General features: G+C 70.9%; 14 protein-coding genes. 13 read left to right on the forward strand and 1 reads right to left on the reverse strand.

The window, feature by feature from the left end:
* The 13 genes from LMU33_RS22690 (at nucleotide 1) to LMU33_RS22750 (ending at nucleotide 13,838) form a co-directional block, all read left to right on the forward strand.
* Complete coding sequence (locus LMU33_RS22690) at nucleotides 1-969, forward strand: SMP-30/gluconolactonase/LRE family protein (RefSeq protein WP_228622361.1); 969 nt, start codon at nucleotides 1-3, stop codon at nucleotides 967-969.
* A 67-nt stretch (nucleotides 970-1,036) separates the two neighbouring features.
* Nucleotides 1,037-1,498, forward strand: a complete 462-nt coding sequence (crcB, locus tag LMU33_RS22695; protein WP_228622362.1) for a fluoride efflux transporter CrcB — start codon at nucleotides 1,037-1,039, stop codon at nucleotides 1,496-1,498.
* Nucleotides 1,495-1,878: a DUF190 domain-containing protein gene (locus LMU33_RS22700; RefSeq protein ID WP_228622363.1), complete on the forward strand. Its 384-nt coding sequence runs from the start codon at nucleotides 1,495-1,497 to the stop codon at nucleotides 1,876-1,878. Before crcB (LMU33_RS22695) ends, LMU33_RS22700 begins: the two co-directional genes overlap by 4 nt.
* The gene (gene crcB, locus LMU33_RS22705; RefSeq protein ID WP_228622364.1) at nucleotides 1,875-2,249 is read left to right on the forward strand and encodes a fluoride efflux transporter CrcB; all 375 of its coding nucleotides are present in this window, start codon (nucleotides 1,875-1,877) and stop codon (nucleotides 2,247-2,249) included. Before LMU33_RS22700 ends, crcB (LMU33_RS22705) begins: the two co-directional genes overlap by 4 nt.
* A 75-nt stretch (nucleotides 2,250-2,324) precedes the next feature.
* A complete protein-coding gene (locus tag LMU33_RS22710) occupies nucleotides 2,325-3,161 on the forward strand; it encodes an undecaprenyl-diphosphate phosphatase (RefSeq protein ID WP_228622365.1) in 837 nt (278 codons plus the stop codon).
* Nucleotides 3,162-3,279: 118 nt separating this feature from the next.
* Nucleotides 3,280-4,014: a FadR/GntR family transcriptional regulator gene (locus LMU33_RS22715; RefSeq protein WP_228622366.1), complete on the forward strand. Its 735-nt coding sequence runs from the start codon at nucleotides 3,280-3,282 to the stop codon at nucleotides 4,012-4,014.
* Nucleotides 4,011-5,450 (forward strand): amino acid permease, encoded by a 1,440-nt coding sequence (locus tag LMU33_RS22720; protein ID WP_228622367.1) that lies wholly within the window; start codon nucleotides 4,011-4,013, stop codon nucleotides 5,448-5,450. The genes LMU33_RS22715 and LMU33_RS22720 overlap by 4 nt, the downstream gene beginning before the upstream one ends.
* Before the next feature lie 41 nt (nucleotides 5,451-5,491).
* Nucleotides 5,492-6,508 carry an asparaginase gene (locus LMU33_RS22725; RefSeq protein ID WP_228622368.1) on the forward strand — a complete coding sequence of 339 codons (1,017 nt, stop codon included), beginning with the start codon at nucleotides 5,492-5,494 and terminating at the stop codon, nucleotides 6,506-6,508.
* A gap of 144 nt (nucleotides 6,509-6,652) precedes the next feature.
* Nucleotides 6,653-8,068 carry an aspartate ammonia-lyase gene (gene aspA, locus LMU33_RS22730; protein ID WP_228622369.1) on the forward strand — a complete coding sequence of 472 codons (1,416 nt, stop codon included), beginning with the start codon at nucleotides 6,653-6,655 and terminating at the stop codon, nucleotides 8,066-8,068.
* A gap of 332 nt (nucleotides 8,069-8,400) precedes the next feature.
* Entirely contained in the window at nucleotides 8,401-9,429 is a 1,029-nt protein-coding gene (locus tag LMU33_RS22735) for a UDP-glucuronic acid decarboxylase family protein (RefSeq protein WP_228622370.1), read from the forward strand.
* On the forward strand, nucleotides 9,426-11,294 hold the full coding sequence (locus LMU33_RS22740) for a glycosyltransferase (protein ID WP_228622371.1): 1,869 nt from the start codon (nucleotides 9,426-9,428) through the stop codon (nucleotides 11,292-11,294). Before LMU33_RS22735 ends, LMU33_RS22740 begins: the two co-directional genes overlap by 4 nt.
* A 55-nt stretch (nucleotides 11,295-11,349) precedes the next feature.
* Entirely contained in the window at nucleotides 11,350-12,420 is a 1,071-nt protein-coding gene (galE, locus tag LMU33_RS22745; protein ID WP_228622372.1) for a UDP-glucose 4-epimerase GalE, read from the forward strand.
* A complete protein-coding gene (locus tag LMU33_RS22750) occupies nucleotides 12,411-13,838 on the forward strand; it encodes a UDP-glucose dehydrogenase family protein (protein WP_228622373.1) in 1,428 nt (475 codons plus the stop codon). Before galE ends, LMU33_RS22750 begins: the two co-directional genes overlap by 10 nt.
* Here the strand turns inward: LMU33_RS22750 and LMU33_RS22755 are convergent.
* A complete protein-coding gene (locus LMU33_RS22755; RefSeq protein WP_228622374.1) occupies nucleotides 13,772-15,352 on the reverse strand; it encodes a right-handed parallel beta-helix repeat-containing protein in 1,581 nt (526 codons plus the stop codon). The two genes, LMU33_RS22750 and LMU33_RS22755, sit on opposite strands and share 67 nt — an antisense overlap.
* Nucleotides 15,353-15,569 lie beyond the last annotated feature (217 nt).

Genomic DNA, 15,569 nt, shown 5'->3' on the forward strand with positions numbered 1-15,569 from the left:
ATGGACCGACCTGCGGCACTCGTCCCGCTCCATTACGTCTCCCTGGGCGCCCGCGGCCCCGAGGACGTCGTCGTGGACGGGCACGGGCGCGTGCTGACCGGAGTGGAGGACGGCCGGATCCTGCGCGTCCACGGCCTCGGCGACCCGCGCACGGCCCGCGTGGAGGTGCTGGCCGAGACCGGCGGCCGTCCGCTGGGACTCGAACCGCTGCCGGACGGCGGCCTGTTGGTGTGCGACGCGGAACGCGGACTGCTGCGCGTCGACACCGGCGAAGGCGCGTCAAGCACCGTCCGCGTGCTCGCGGACTCGGTGGCGGGGGAGCGCCTCCGCTTCTGCAGCAACGTCGTCGCCCTGCCCGACGGCACCGTGTACTTCACCGTCTCCAGCCGCCGCTACCCACTGGAGCACTGGATCGGCGACATCGTCGAACACACCGGCACCGGACGGCTGCTGCGCCTTCCGCCCGAGGGCGGCGAACCCGAAGTCCTGGTGGACGGGCTGCAGTTCGCCAACGGCCTGGCGGTCGGCGCCGACAACTCCTTCCTGGTGATCGCCGAGACCGGTGCCTGCCGCCTCACCCGCTACCACCTCACCGGTCCGCGTGCCGGGCACGCCGACCTCTTCGCCACGCTGCCGGGCATGCCGGACAACCTCTGGCGCGAGGGCCCCGAAGGTCCGCTCTGGGTCGCGCTCGCCAGCCCACGGGTGCCGCCGCTGGACCTCCTGCACCGCGCCCCGCCCGCCGTGCGCGCCGCCGCCGCCCGGGCTGCCGTACACGCGCCGTACCGCCCGAGCGGGACGATCGGGGCGGTGGCCCTCGACGACACCGGACGCACCGTCCGGCACCTCACTCGCCGCCGCTCCGGGTTCCGCATGGTCACCAGCGCCTGCGCGAGCGGCGACTTCCTCGTCCTCGGCAGCCTGTGGGAGCCCGGCGTCGCGGTCTGCGCGCGGACCGGAGCCGGCTGACTCGGCGGTAGGCTGGTGCCCGGCCGTGATCACCCGTCGGGGCAGGCCGAACAGGAGACGCACCAGCATGACAGCCCCGGAAGCCGAGAGCCTCCGTGTCCGTCCCACCCCACGGCGGCGGTCCGAGTGGCGCGCCCAGACACCCGTCGTCGCGGTGGTCGCCCTCGGCGGCGCCCTCGGCGCGTGCGCCCGCTACGGCCTCGCCCTGGCCTGGCCCACGCCACCCGGCGGTTTCCCCTGGGCGACCTTCCTCACCAACGTCCTCGGCTGCGCGGTGATCGGTGTCTTCATGGTGCTCATCACCGACGTGTGGGCCGCCCACCGCCTCGTACGCCCCTTCTTCGGCACCGGCGTGCTCGGCGGGTTCACCACGTTCTCCACCTACGCCGTCGACATCCGCAAGCTGGTCGACGCGGGCCGCCCGGGCCTCGGGCTCGCCTATCTCGCCGCGACGCTGTGCGCCGCCCTCGCCGCGGTGTGGCTGGCCTCGGTCGCCGCCCGCCGGGTGCTGATCGGGAGGAAGCGATGACGTCACTCACCGGCCGGGCCCTCCGGCTGACCGTCTACATCGGCGAGGACGACACCTGGCACCACAAGCCCCTCTACTCCGAGATCGTGCACCGCGCGCACGCGGCCGGACTCGCCGGGGCGAGCGTCTTCCGGGGCATCGAGGGCTTCGGCGCCTCCTCCCGCATCCACACCTCCCGCCTGCTGTCCCTGAGCGAGGACCTGCCCGTGGCGGTCGTCGTCGTGGACAGCGAGGAGCGGGTGCGGGCGTTCCTGCCGCAGCTCGACGAACTAGTCGACGAGGGGCTCGTGACCCTGGAGGAGTGCGAGGTCGTCCGTTACGTGGGGCGCGGGGGCGGTGGCCCGGCCGACACGGATCCGAAGGGTAAGAAGTCGTTGTGAACTGGCTGCTCGTCATCGCGGGGGCCGTGATCGGCGCACCGCTGCGCTATCTCACCGACCGTGCCGTGCAGGCCCGCCACGACTCGGTCTTCCCCTGGGGCACCTTCGTGGTGAACGTCACCGGCTCTCTGGTTCTCGGGCTGCTCACGGGCGCCTTCTCCGCCGGGGCGGCCGGTCCCCATCTGCAGCTGCTGGTCGGCACCGGCTTCTGCGGAGCGCTGACGACGTACTCGACCTTCTCCTACGAGACCCTGCGGCTGACCGAAGCCGGCTCCGGCCTCTACGCTGCCGCCAACGTCGTGGCGAGCGTGGTGGCGGGGCTCGCCGCCGCCTTCGCCGGCGTCTCGCTCGCCGCCGCAGTGTGGGCCTAGGCGCTTGGCAGGGCGCTGGGCGCAACAAGTACTGTCTACAGCAATGTCGACCAACTCTCCTCAGAACTGGATCCCATGAGCGCCATCTCCGTCGGTCAGGCCGTCGTCCTCGGAGTAGTCGAGGGGGTGACCGAGTTCCTCCCGGTGTCGTCCACCGGTCACCTGAAGATCGCCGAGGGGCTCATGAACATCCCCGTCGACGACAAGTCCGTCGTCGGCTTCTCCGCCGTCATCCAGGTCGGCGCCATCGCCGCCGTGCTCGTGTACTTCTTCAAGGACATCAAGCGGATCGTCTCCGCCTGGTTCCGCGGTCTGACCAACCGCGAGGAGCGCTACCACCACGACTACAAGTTCGCCTGGTGGGTGATCGCCGCCACCATCCCGATCGTCGTGGTCGGCCTGGCCGCCAAGAAGCTGGTCGAGGGCCCGCTGGGCTCGCTGTGGGTGGTGGCCGGCTCGCTGATCGTCGGCTCGGGTGTGATGTGGTGCGCGGACCAGATGGGTCGGCACAAGCGCGGTGAGGACGACACGTCGTTCAAGGACGCGATGTGGGTGGGCTGCTCGCAGATCCTCGCCCTGCTCTTCCCCGGCTTCTCCCGCTCCGGCGCCACCATGTCCACCGCGCTCATCCTGGACCTGGACCGCGTCGCCGCCACCCGCCTGTCCTTCTTCCTCGGCATCCCGGCCCTGACCGGCGCCGGCATCTACGAGCTCAAGGACGCCCTCGGTGCGGGCGTCGGCGCCGCCCCGCTGGCCGTCGGCACGATCGTGTCGTTCGTGGTCGCCTACGCCTCCATCGCCTGGCTGCTGAAGTTCGTCGCCAAGCACTCCTTCAACGCCTTCGTGATCTACCGGATCATCATCGGCGCGGGCCTGCTCGGCCTGCTCGCCACGGGTGTGCTCGACGCCTGACCCGACCCTCCTGATCACCCACGGGGTGCGGATGCCTGCATTCAGGCGCCGCACCCCGTGAATGTTTCCTTACGGGGCGCCTTGACAGTCCTGGCCGGCAACCCGCAGGATCGCTCCCGTGAACCTGTCAGACAGCCAGACAGGTGGCTCGGGTCCGCGGCGCGTCAGCGCCATGGAAGCGGTCCTGGCCCACCTCCGCGACGCCATCGAACGGGGCGAGTACGCCATCGGCGACAAGCTCCCCTCCGAGGCCGAGCTGTGCCGCACCCTCGAGGTGTCCCGGCCCGTGCTGCGCGAGGCGCTGCGCGCGCTGCAGACGATGGGCCTCACGGTCTCCCGGACCGGCAAGGGCACCTTCGTCGTCGCGAACGCCGTGGAAGACCCCACGTTCGGTGACTACGCGGCCAGCGACCTGCTCGAGGTGCGCCGGCACATCGAGATCCCGGTCGCCGGATACGCGGCCGCACGCCGCACCCCGGAGAACCTGGACCACCTGGCCCACCTGCTCGACCGCATGGAGCGGGAGACGGACACCACGGCCTGGGTCGCGATGGACACCCTCTTCCACCTCGCGATCGCCGAGGCCGCCCAGAACCCGGTCTTCCGCCGGGTCATCGAGGAGATCCGCGACGCACTGGCGCGTCAGTCGGCCTTCCTCAACGAACTGGGCGGCCGCCGCGAGCAGTCCAACCGCGAGCACCGGGCCATCGTCGAGGCGCTGATCGACGGTTCCGAACACGACGCCGTTCAGGCCATGAGTCACCACCTGGACCGCGTCGAGACGACCCTCACCGACATCGTGCGTCCCCAGCGGACGGACGATCTCCCCACGGAAGGCGGACCCGAGGCGTGAGCGAGCAGCACCTCAAAGACGAGACGCGCCCCTCGTCCGGCCATGTCGACGCCGGAGACGCCGGCTACAGCAAAGGCCTCAAGCACCGGCACGTCAACATGATCGCCATCGGCGGAGCCATCGGCACCGGCCTCTTCCTCGGCGCCGGCGGCCGGCTCGCCGACGCCGGACCCTCCCTGTTCATCGCCTACGCCGTCTGCGGCGTCTTCGCCTTCCTGGTCGTACGCGCCCTCGGCGAACTCGTCCTGTACCGCCCGTCCTCCGGTGCCTTCGTGTCGTACGCGAGGGAGTTCCTGGGTGAGAAGGGCGCCTACACCGCGGGCTGGATGTACTTCCTGAACTGGGCGACCACCGGCATCGCCGACATCACCGCGGTAGCCACCTACACCCACTACTGGGGCATGTTCTCCGACATCCCGCAGTGGGTGATCGCGCTCATGGCCCTGGCCGTGGTCCTCACCGTGAACCTGATCTCGGTGAAGATCTTCGGCGAACTGGAGTTCTGGTTCGCGATCGTCAAGGTCTCCGCGCTGGTCGTCTTCATGTGCATCGGCATCTTCCTGCTGGTCACCCAGCACCCGGTGGCCGGCCACCACCCCGGCCCCTCCCTGATCACGGACAACGGCGGCATCTTCCCCAACGGCCTGCTGCCGATGCTGCTGATCATCCAGGGTGTCGTCTTCGCCTACGCCTCCGTCGAACTGGTCGGCGTGGCCGCCGGTGAGACCGAGAACCCCGAGAAGATCATGCCGAAGGCGATCAACTCGATCATGTGGCGCGTGGGCCTGTTCTACGTCGGTTCCGTCGTCCTGCTGTCCATGCTGATGCCCTGGAACGCGTACAGCGCCGGCCAGAGCCCCTTCGTGACGGTCCTGTCGCACATCGGCATCCCCGCGGCCGGCGACGTGATGAACCTGGTCGTGCTCACGGCCGCCATGTCCTCGCTGAACTCCGGCCTGTACTCCACCGGGCGCATCCTGCGCTCCATGGCCATGAGCGGCTCGGCCCCGAAGTTCACCGCGCGGATGAGCCGCAGCCAGGTCCCGTACGGCGGGATCCTCCTCACCAGCGGTATCTGTGTCCTCGGCGTGGGCCTCAACTACGTCGTCCCCGCCGACGCGTTCGAGATCGTCCTCAACTTCGCCGCGATCGGCATCCTCGCGACCTGGGGCATGATCATGCTCTGTCACCTGCTCTTCTGGCAGAAGACCCGGAAGGGCGAGCTGACCCGGCCGTCGTACCGGCTGCCGGGCTCCCCGTGGACCGAAGTCGTGACGCTGGCCTTCCTCGCCTCCGTCCTGGTCCTCATGTACGCCGACGGCGGCGCCGGACGCACCACCGTGCTCTGTCTGCCGCTCATCGTCGCAACCCTGGTCGCGGGCTGGTACGCCATCCGCGGCCGGATATCCCGCACGTCCACCGGCGCCGACGCGTGACCCGCGTAGCGGCCGACCCCGACCCATCGATGCAGGCAGTGATGTACAGCAGTTCCCCCGCCGACGCACCCGTCGTCCGCGAACCCCTCCACGCCCCCGTCGCCCACCTCGTCCGCGGGGGAGTAGTCGAGGGCATCCACTACGGCTCCGTCGTCGTCCTCGGCGCCGACGGCAAGGTGGACTTCCAGCTCGGCGACATCGAGGCCGCGTTCTACCCGCGCTCCGCCGTCAAGCCCCTCCAGGCCGTGGCCATGCTGCGGGCCGGGCTGCCGCTCGACGGCGCGCTGCTGTCGCTGGCCGCCGCCAGCCACTCCGGCGAGGAGCGACACCTCGCCGGCACCCGGCGCATCCTCGAACTCGCCGGGCTCACCGAGAACCACCTGCGCAACGTCCCCGACATGCCCTTCGACCCGGTCGTCCGGGACGCCTGGGTGCACGAGGGCCGCATGCCCTCCCGGCTCGCCCAGAACTGCTCCGGCAAGCACGCCGCCATGCTGTGGACCGCCCACCTCAACGGCTGGTCGCTGGAGGACTACCTCGACCCGGGGCACCCGCTCCAGCAGGCGATCCAGGAGATCGTCGAGGACCTGACCGGCCAGCGGGTCGCCCGGGTCACCGTGGACGGCTGCGGCGCGCCGCTGTTCTCCATCTCCCTGCACGGCCTCGCCCGCGCCCTGTCCCGGATCACCTCGGCCGCCCCCGGCACGCCAGAGGCCCGGGTCGCCGACGCGATGCGCGAGCACGCCGAGATGGCCTCCGGCTCGGGGCGCGATGTCGCCGCGCTGATGCGGGCCGTGCCGGGGCTGCTCGCGAAGGACGGTTTCGAAGGCGTTCAGGTTGCTGCCCTTCCTGATGGCCGTGCCATCGCCGTGAAGATCGCGGATGGGGCGAACCGGGCGCGGATTCCGGTCGCGGCGGCGGCGCTCGCTCGTGCGGGCGTGGACCCCGGGTTGCTGACCGAGTTCGCCGGGGAGCCGCTGCTCGGGGGCGGGGAGCCGGTGGGGTGCGTGCGGGCTGTGCGTGCGCTGGATCCGGTTCCGTTCACCACCTGCGCGTAGCGCTCCGCTGGACCGGCCGTCCTGGATCTGCGGGTCCGTCGTGGTCGATCGCGCCCGCGCGGCGGAGCCGCAGGCCGCACACAGCCCCGCGCCCCTTTCGGGGCGCCTTCACCTCCGTACCTCAGAAAGAGGACCGTTTTCCTCATGACCGCCGCCATCACCCGCAGCGAGCACGATCTGCTCGGCGACCGTGACATACCCGCCGACGCGTACTGGGGGGTGCACACCCTGCGCGCGACGGAGAACTTCCCCATCACGGGCACCCCGATCTCCGCCTACCCGCATCTGATCGACGCCCTGGCCGCCGTCAAGGAGGCCGCCGCTCTCGCCAACGAGGAACTCGGGCTGCTGGCGCCGGAGAAGGCGCGCGCGATCGTCGCCGCCTGCCGGGAGATCCGGGCGGGCAAGCTGCACGACCAGTTCGTCGTCGACGTCATCCAGGGCGGCGCCGGCACGTCCACCAACATGAACGCCAACGAGGTCGTGGCCAACCGGGCGCTGGAGCTGCTCGGTCGCGCCAAGGGGGAGTACGCGTATCTGCACCCCAACGAGGACGTCAACCTCGGTCAGTCGACCAATGACGTCTACCCGACCGCCGTCAAGGTAGCCACGGTGTTCGCGGTCCGTGGACTGCTCAAGGCGATGGCCGTACTGCAGGACTCGTTCGCCCGCAAGGCCGTCGAGTTCCGTGACGTGCTCAAGATGGGCCGTACACAGTTGCAGGACGCCGTACCGATGACGCTCGGTCAGGAGTTCTCTGCCTTCGCCGTCATGATCGAGGAGGACCGCAGCCGTCTCGCCGAGGCCGTCGAGTTGATCCACGAGATCAACCTCGGCGCCACGGCCATCGGCACCGGCCTCAACGCCCCCGCCGGATACGCGGAGGCCGCCCGCCGGCACCTGTCCGCGATCACAGGACTGCCGCTGGTGACCGCCGCCAACCTGGTCGAGGCCACTCAGGACTGCGGTGCCTTCGTGCAGATGTCCGGAGTGCTGAAGCGGATCGCGGTCAAGCTCTCCAAGAGCTGCAACGACCTGCGGCTGCTGTCCTCCGGGCCGCGTGCGGGCCTCGGCGAGATCAACCTGCCGCCCGTGCAGGCCGGTTCGTCCATCATGCCGGGCAAGGTCAACCCGGTGATCCCCGAGGTGGTCAACCAGGTCGCCTTCGAGGTGATCGGCAACGACGTCGCCATCACCATGGCCGCCGAGGCCGGGCAGCTCCAGCTCAACGCCTTCGAGCCGATCATCCTGCACTCGCTGTCGGAGTCCGTCACCCATCTGCAGAGCGCCTGCCTGACCCTCGCCGAGCGCTGCGTGTCCGGCATCACCGCCAACACCGAGCGGCTGCGCGCCACCGTGGAGAACTCCATCGGCCTGGTCACCGCCCTCAACCCGCACATCGGGTACACGGCCGCCACCGACATCGCCAAGGAGGCACTCGTCACCGGGCGCGGCGTGGCCGAACTGGTGCTGGAGAAGGGGCTGCTGCCCGCCGAACGGCTGACGGATCTGCTCCGGCCGGAGGTGCTGGCGGGCAGCGCCACGGAGCCGGTGATCTGACGGGAGGGAACCCGCGTGCCAGGCCGATGCGGCGCCCCCGGCCAAACCGACACGCGGGTTCCGGCACACCCACGGATGAACCCCTCCGCGCCGCACGAGCCCACCGCATCCCGGATGCGGTGGGCCGCGCGGTGTCTTCGGCCCGTCGGGGGGCCCGGAGGCTACCGGCCGATCGGCGGAGCCCGACTCGCCCTTATCCGGAAAATGCTACTAACGCACATATGGTGAATTCGCGGCCTTGGTAAAGGCCGTCTCCTGTCCTGGCAAACGGCCCACCCATCACCCTGCGCCGGACGGAGTGACGGAATCATTCGGTGAATCCAGGAGAATTCATGCGTGTTGCCGTGACAGGTGGCGGCGGTTTTCTCGGGTCGCATCTGTGCGAAGCACTTCTCAGGCGCGGTGACGAGGTCGTGTGCCTCGACGACTTCTCCACCGGCAACCCGGCGAACATCACGCCCTTCCTCGGAAATCCCGCCTTCGAACTGGTCCGGGCCGACGTCAGCCGGTCGGTCGACGTGGGGGGCCGCGTGGACGCGGTGGCCCACCTGGCCAGTCCCGCCTCGCCTCCCGACTACCTCAGACGCCCGCTTCAGACACTGGCCGTGGGCAGCCGCGGCACCGAGAACGCGCTCCGGCTCGCGGCCCGGCACGAAGCCCGCTTCGTACTCGCCTCCACGAGCGAGGTGTACGGAGACCCGGAAGTACATCCCCAGGACGAGACGTACTGGGGACATGTGAATCCCGTCGGACCCCGCAGTGTGTACGACGAGGCCAAGCGGTTCGCCGAGGCGCTGACCCAGGCCTACCGGTCGCACTGCGGAGCGAACACGGGAATCGTCCGCATCTTCAACACCTATGGCCCGCGCATGCGTCCGCACGACGGCCGGGTCGTCTCCAGCTTCGTGGTCCAGGCCCTCGCCGGGGAACCCCTGACGGTCTACGGCGACGGAAAGCAGACCCGCAGTTTCTGCTACGTCGACGATCTCGTGCGCGGCATCATGGCCATGCTCGACGATGACGAACCCGGACCGGTGAACCTCGGAAACCCCGTCGAACTGACGGTGTTCGAACTGGCCGAACTCGTCCTCGACCTGACGGGCTCACGGGCCGAGATCCAGTTCCACCCGCTGCCCGTGGACGACCCCACCCGCCGCCGGCCGGTCATCGCCCGGGCGTCGGAGCGGCTCGGCTGGGTTCCCGAGGTGGGCATCGAGGACGGACTGCGCCGGACGGTGCGCTGGTTCGCCGACCGGCCCGCCGACATCGCCGCCGCCCTCACCGCGATCCGGGGCGGGCAACTGGACGGCGGTTCCGCGGCGGAGCCCCGGCTGCCCGGTCCGACCCTCGCGGCGTCGTGACCCAGACGGACCCCGGCCCCGGAGCCGGCGCCGCGCTCGACCTCGCCCCGCAGGCACCGGACACCGAAGCGGCGCTGAGCACCCACCTGCGGACCCTGTCGGCGGGCAACGTCGTCGACGCGCCGGCCGACGGACCCGTCTTCGGCAACCCCCGCAGATCGCTCGCACCGGCACCCGGGACCTGGATCCCGCGGCTGCGCCGCACGGACCGGGTGACCGTGACGGTGCTCGCGGTGTGCTGGCTGGCCGCCCTGGTGTGGTTCTGGGAGTGGTGGGTGCGCCCGGAGCACCGGGTCGGCTGGACGGGCTTCGCGGTGAACAGCGCGCTGCTGCTGTACCTGTCCCTGCTGCCCATGTACTTCCTCGTCGCGGCGCTGCGGCTGCGCGCCCTCGACCCGGCCGTCGAGGTGCCCCCGCTGCGCACGGCGTTCGTGGTGACCCGGGCCCCCTCCGAACCCTGGCGGGTCGCGCGCACCACCCTGAACGCGATGCTGCGCCAGGACCACCCTCACCCCTACGACGTGTGGCTGTGCGACGAGGACCCGACCCGGGAAATCCTCGACTGGTGCGCGGCCCACGGCGTGCGCGTGTCCTGCCGCCGCGGGCTCGCGGCCTACCACCGGGACACCTGGCCGCGCCGCACCCGGTGCAAGGAGGGCAACCTCGCGCACTTCTACGACAACTGGGGCTACCGCGACTACGACGTGGTGGCCCAGCTCGACGTGGACCACGTGCCCGGGCCCGGCTATCTGCGGGAGATCGCCCGGCCGTTCGCCGATCCGGCGGTCGGTTATGTGGCCGCCCCCAGCGTGTGCGACGCCAACGCCCGTACGTCGTGGGCGGCTCGGGGACGGCTGCACCGCGAGGCCACCTTCCACGGGCCGATGCAGCTCGGCCACTCCGACGGCCTCGCCCCGCTGTGCATCGGCTCCCACTACGCCGTACGCACGCGTGCGCTGCGGGACATCGGCGGGCTCGGACCCGAGCTGGCCGAGGACTTCTCGACCACCTTCCTGCTCAACTCGGCAGGGTGGCACGGGGCGTTCGCGATCGATGCCGAGGCGCACGGCGACGGCCCCCTGACCTTCGCCGCGATGGTGACGCAGGAGTTCCAGTGGTCGCGGAGTCTGGTGGTCATGCTGCTCGGCATGCTCCCCAGGCACCTGGGCCGGATGCCGGGGCGGCTCAGGATGCGGTTCGCCTTCGCCCTGTCCTACTATCCGCTGCTGGCGCTGACCACGACCGGAGGACTGCTGCTGCCACCGGTCGCCGCGGTCACGGGCATTCCATGGATCAACGTCAACTACGTCGCTTTCCTGGGGCACTTCTGGGCCATGTCGGCCTGCCTCGTGCTGCTCACCGCGCTGCTGAAACGGCGCGGGCTGCTGCGGCCCGTGGACGCGCCGTTGCTGAGCTGGGAGGGCTGGCTGTTCGGGCTGACCCGCTGGCCGTTCGTGGCGTGGGGCGTCACCGCCGCGCTGCTGCAACGCCTGCGTCCGAGGCACGTCGTCTTCAAGGTGACGCCCAAGTCCCGTGACGGTCTGGAGCCGTTGCCGCTGCGCCTGGTGCTTCCCTACCTGCTGATCACCGTCGTCCTGTCCGGCGCGGCCGTCGTCGGCGAACTGACCGGACCCGCCATCGGCTATGTGTTCCTCTCCCTCCTCGGCTCCCTGTCCTACGCGATGGTGACGCTGGCGGTGGGCGCCCTGCACATCCGGGAGACCGCGCGGTCCGCCGGCGTCGGCATCCGCCGGGCCCTGCGCACCGCCGTGCTCCCGCTGACCGCGGGGCTCGTCGCACTGTTCCCGCTGGGCTGCGGCCTGCTGCTGTTCCCGGCCTACCTGCGCGGGTTCATCTCCGGCTGACGGCCGCCGCCCCTGCCTTCTTCCTCTGTCTCCCCCGACGAAACGAGGTACCCCCATGCCAGAAACGGTCCTGGTGACCGGCGGCGCAGGTTTCATCGGCAGCCACACCTGTGTCGAACTGCTCGACCACGGCTACGAAGTCGTCGTCGTGGACAACCACGTCAACAGCTCTCCCGAGGCGCTGGACCGCGTCGCCAAGGTCGCGGGGCGGCCGCTCGCCGCCGTGCACCGCGTCGACGTGCGCGACCGGAAGGCCCTCTCCGAGGTGTTCGCCGCCCATCCGGTGGACGCGGTGATCCATTTCGCGGCCCGCAAGGCGGTCGGTGAGTCGGTGGCCCTCCCGGTCGAGTACTACGACACCAACGTGGGCGGCACCTGCACCCTGCTGTCGGTCATGCACGAGCACGGGGTCCACCGGCTGGTGTTCTCCTCGTCCTGCTCCGTCTACGGCGACGCCGACACCGCGCCGCTGACCGAGCAGAGCCCCGTGGCACCCACCAACCCCTACGCCCGCACCAAGCTGACGGGCGAGTCGATCCTGCAGGACGTGTGCGCCCACCTGGCGGACATGAAGGTGCTGGCACTGCGCTACTTCAACCCCGTGGGAGCCCATCCGAGCGGTCTGCTCGGCGAGGACCCGCGCGGAGTCCCCAACAACCTCATGCCGTACGTCGCGCAGGTGGCGGTCGGCCGCCGGGAGCAGCTCAGCGTCTTCGGCGACGACTACCCCACCCCCGACGGCACCGGGGTGCGGGACTACATCCACGTGGTGGACGTCGCCGAGGGACACCGGGTGGCCCTCGAACACCTCGACGACCGCCCCGGCATGCGGGTGTTCAACCTCGGCACCGGCGCCGGCACCTCCGTGCTCCAGCTCGTCGCGGCCTTCGGCGAGGTCAGCGGGCGCCCGGTGCCCTACCGGATCGTCGGGCGCAGAGCCGGCGACGTCGCCGAACTCGTGGCGGACGCGAGTGCGGTGGCCGACGCCTGGGGCTGGACCACGACTCGTGATCTCACCGCCATGTGCCGGGACGCCTGGCGGTTCCAGGAACGCAACCCCGACGGCTACTTCGCGGGCTCCCCCGGGACCGGCGCCCCACAGACAGGAGAATCCCCATGCGACTGACCGTCATCGGCACCGGCTATCTCGGGGCCGTGCACGCCGCGTGCATGGCCGAGATCGGACACGAGGTCCTCGGGGTCGACAGCGACGCGGGCAGGACCGAGGCCCTCGCCGCGGGCCGGGCACCGTTCCACGAACCGGGGCTGCAGGAGATCCTCGCACGGAACACCGAGAACGGCCGGCTGCGCTTCACCACGTCCCTGCGGCAGGCCGCCGACTTCGCCGCCCTGCACTTCGTGTGCGTCGGCACACCGCAGCGCCCCGGTTCGCTCGCCGCCGACCTGAGCCATGTCGAGGCGGTCGTGGACGGCCTGGCGCCGCTCCTCACCCGTGACACCCTGATCGTCGGCAAGTCGACCGTCCCGGTGGGCACGACCCGGTCGCTCGGCCGCCGGGTGGCGGCGCGCGTCCGCCCCGGCGTGGCGGCCGAGCTCGCCTGGAACCCCGAGTTCCTGCGCGAGGGGTACGCCGTGCAGGACAGCCTGCGCCCCGACCGGCTGGTCGTGGGGGTCACCGCACCCGGCGCCGACGAACTGCTGCGCCATGTGTACGAGCCGTTGATCCGGGCCGGTGTGCCCTACCTCAGCACCGATCCGGCCACCGCGGAACTGGTGAAGGTCGCCGCCAACTCCTTCCTGGCGACGAAGATCTCGTTCATCAACGCGATGGCGGAGGTCTGCGACGCCTCGGGTGCCGACGTGGTGACGCTCGCCGACGCCCTCGGCCATGACGCGCGCATCGGCCGCCGGTTCCTCTCCGCAGGCCTCGGGTTCGGCGGTGGCTGCCTGCCCAAGGACATCCGCGCGTTCCTGGCCCGGGCCGAGGAACTGCGGGTCGGGGAGGCGGTGTCCTTCCTGCGCCAGGTCGACCGGATCAACGACCGGCAGCGCCGGCGGACGGTCGACCTCGCCCGTCAGCTGGTGGGCGGCACCTTCGCCGGCCGGCGGGTCGCCGTGCTGGGCGCCACCTTCAAGCCGGACAGCGACGACGTACGGGACTCACCGGCGCTCGCCGTCACCGCGGAGATCGTCGCACAGGGCGCCGAGGTGCGGGTGCACGACCCGGCGGGCCTCGACAACGCGCGTGCCGCATTGCCGGCTCCGCTGTACTGCACGGATGTCATGGAGGCCTGCCGGGACACGGACGTGGTCCTGCACCTGACCGAGTGGCGGCACTACCGCGAGCTCGATCCGGTGCGGCTGGCCGAGGTGGTCCGGGTGCCGCGGCTGCTCGACGCGCGCAACGCCCTGGACCGGGCGGCCTGGCACGCGGCCGGCTGGCACGTGCGCGCTCCCGGACGGCCCGCGCACGTGCCGCAGCCAGGACAGGGCGAGGCCCTCCGGGTGCGGATCCCTCACGCCTTCGACGCCACCTGCACGGCCCCCACCGTGGGAGAACCGGCCAGCGGCGTCCCGAAGTAGTCCACCGGCCCGGGGTCGATCCCCACGGTCCGCAGATCCACCGCGGCACCGGTCAGCGCGTGGGAGCACTGGGAAGCGAGTGCGCCACGCATCGGGCCGGTGCCGCGCAGGTCGGGCCCGTTGGTGGGCAGCGGGACCTCCGCGAGGCAGGGGTCGGCGTCGGTGCCGGTGGCCCGCGGTCCCTGCAGCTCCTGACCGGAAAACCGGCGCCAGGTCGCCAGATCGCCGTACCAGCCGTCACCCCACTGCAAGGTCCAGCCGCTGGAGCTGTGGTAGTCGTTGCCCTGCATCTCTACTTCGGAGATGCCGAAGTGCCCTTGGGCCGCCACCACCGGTGCGCCGTCGGTGACGAACACGTTGTTGCGCACCGAGACGGCGCTGATGTTGGGCTGAAGCCGTAGCGCGGGTGCCCGGACCGTGCCGTTCGCCCTGGCCAGCACCGTGTTCTGGTAGATCGCCAGGTTCGCCACCCGCGCTCCGAGCACCACGATGCCGCCGTAGTCCTGCAGTTTGCGGCCGTTGTCCTGGCTGACGTTGTAGCGGATCGCGTTGTTCGTGTGGGCCGAGTTCGCGACGGCGGAGTACGCCAGGAAGCCCGCGCCGTCGTTGCCGTAGGACAGGTTGTACTGCATCAGCGAGTACGACACGTTGTTGTCCAGGCCGAATCCGCCGCCGTCCACCTGGGATCCGGTGTGGTTGTCGTAGGCGACGTTGCGCTGGAAGACGATCCGTGTCGAGTCGTACGTCCAGATCCCCTCCGGACCCTCGGCGGCGTCCGGCGAGGACGACGCCCCGTTGTCGTGGGCGACCGATGCCTCGACCACCCCGCCCCGGACACTGCCGAGGACGATGCCGCTGCCGGTGTTGCGGCCGGACTGCGCGTCCCCGGCGTTCTTGAACGCGACCAGCTTGGACACCCTCACCTGCTCGTGCGCGTAGGCGGGGGCGTCCGCGTCGAAGGCGGGGCCGTCCGTGACGAGGCCCGCGTCCTTGTTGTTGTGCACCGCGCAGTCGTCGACGACGACGTCCCGGAAGCCGGATGCCCCGGCGCCGCCGCGCAGCCGGATGCCGTTGCGGAAGCCCGAGACGTCGACGCCCGTGACCCGGATGTACGGCAGTTTCCGCTTGCCCGGCAGGTCGCTGACGAAGCCGATGCCGTCCCGCGACCGGTAGGACGCGGCGTTGCCGGCCAGGACCAGGTCACGGATCTCGACGCCGCTGGTGTCGTGCACCTCGATGCCGCGCGTGCCCTCGGCCGTGATCATCGCCCGGCCGTCCCCGTAGGAGCCGATCTCCACGGGCTTGTGGGAGTCGCCCGCGTCCCCCGGGCCGATGCTGAGGGTGCCGGGGAAGTGTGCACCGCCCTCGAGCAGCAGACGGTCGCCCGGCTTCAGCCGCACGGCGTCGGCACGCCGCAGCGTGCGCCAGGGGGTCTGCGGGGTCCGGCCGTCGTCCTTGTCGTCCCCCTGCGGGCTGACGTAGAAGGTCCGTCCTCCCCGGGGATTCTCCAGCACGGGAACATGCGGGGTGGGCAGGCTGCATCCGGCCAACAGCAACGCGATGGCACACAGACCCACCCTGTAGTCGTTCCGCCCGCGCACGATCACTCCTGTCTCTCTGTGACCGAACGGCCTCCGGACACCAGGAGACCGCGGACCACACCCTGACGTGCGGATCCGGCGATCGGCGGTCCAGCACGCGGAGTTCGGCGCAAGACATGCCTGATTGGCC

It is taken from the genome of Streptomyces barringtoniae, assembly GCF_020819595.1.
GTDB lineage: Bacteria > Actinomycetota > Actinomycetes > Streptomycetales > Streptomycetaceae > Streptomyces > Streptomyces barringtoniae.

What these genes read in the sequence shown, in the direction of transcription:
- LMU33_RS22690 (WP_228622361.1), top strand. Translation starts at nt 1, where the DNA reads ATGGACCGACCTGCGGCACTCGTCCCGCTCCATTACGTCTCCCTGGGC.
- crcB (WP_228622362.1), top strand. Translation starts at nt 1,037, where the DNA reads ATGACAGCCCCGGAAGCCGAGAGCCTCCGTGTCCGTCCCACCCCACGG.
- LMU33_RS22700 (WP_228622363.1), top strand. Translation starts at nt 1,495, where the DNA reads ATGACGTCACTCACCGGCCGGGCCCTCCGGCTGACCGTCTACATCGGC.
- LMU33_RS22710 (WP_228622365.1), top strand. Translation starts at nt 2,325, where the DNA reads ATGAGCGCCATCTCCGTCGGTCAGGCCGTCGTCCTCGGAGTAGTCGAG.
- LMU33_RS22725 (WP_228622368.1), top strand. Translation starts at nt 5,492, where the DNA reads ATGTACAGCAGTTCCCCCGCCGACGCACCCGTCGTCCGCGAACCCCTC.
- aspA (WP_228622369.1), top strand. Translation starts at nt 6,653, where the DNA reads ATGACCGCCGCCATCACCCGCAGCGAGCACGATCTGCTCGGCGACCGT.
- LMU33_RS22735 (WP_228622370.1), top strand. Translation starts at nt 8,401, where the DNA reads ATGCGTGTTGCCGTGACAGGTGGCGGCGGTTTTCTCGGGTCGCATCTG.
- galE (WP_228622372.1), top strand. Translation starts at nt 11,350, where the DNA reads ATGCCAGAAACGGTCCTGGTGACCGGCGGCGCAGGTTTCATCGGCAGC.
- LMU33_RS22750 (WP_228622373.1), top strand. Translation starts at nt 12,411, where the DNA reads ATGCGACTGACCGTCATCGGCACCGGCTATCTCGGGGCCGTGCACGCC.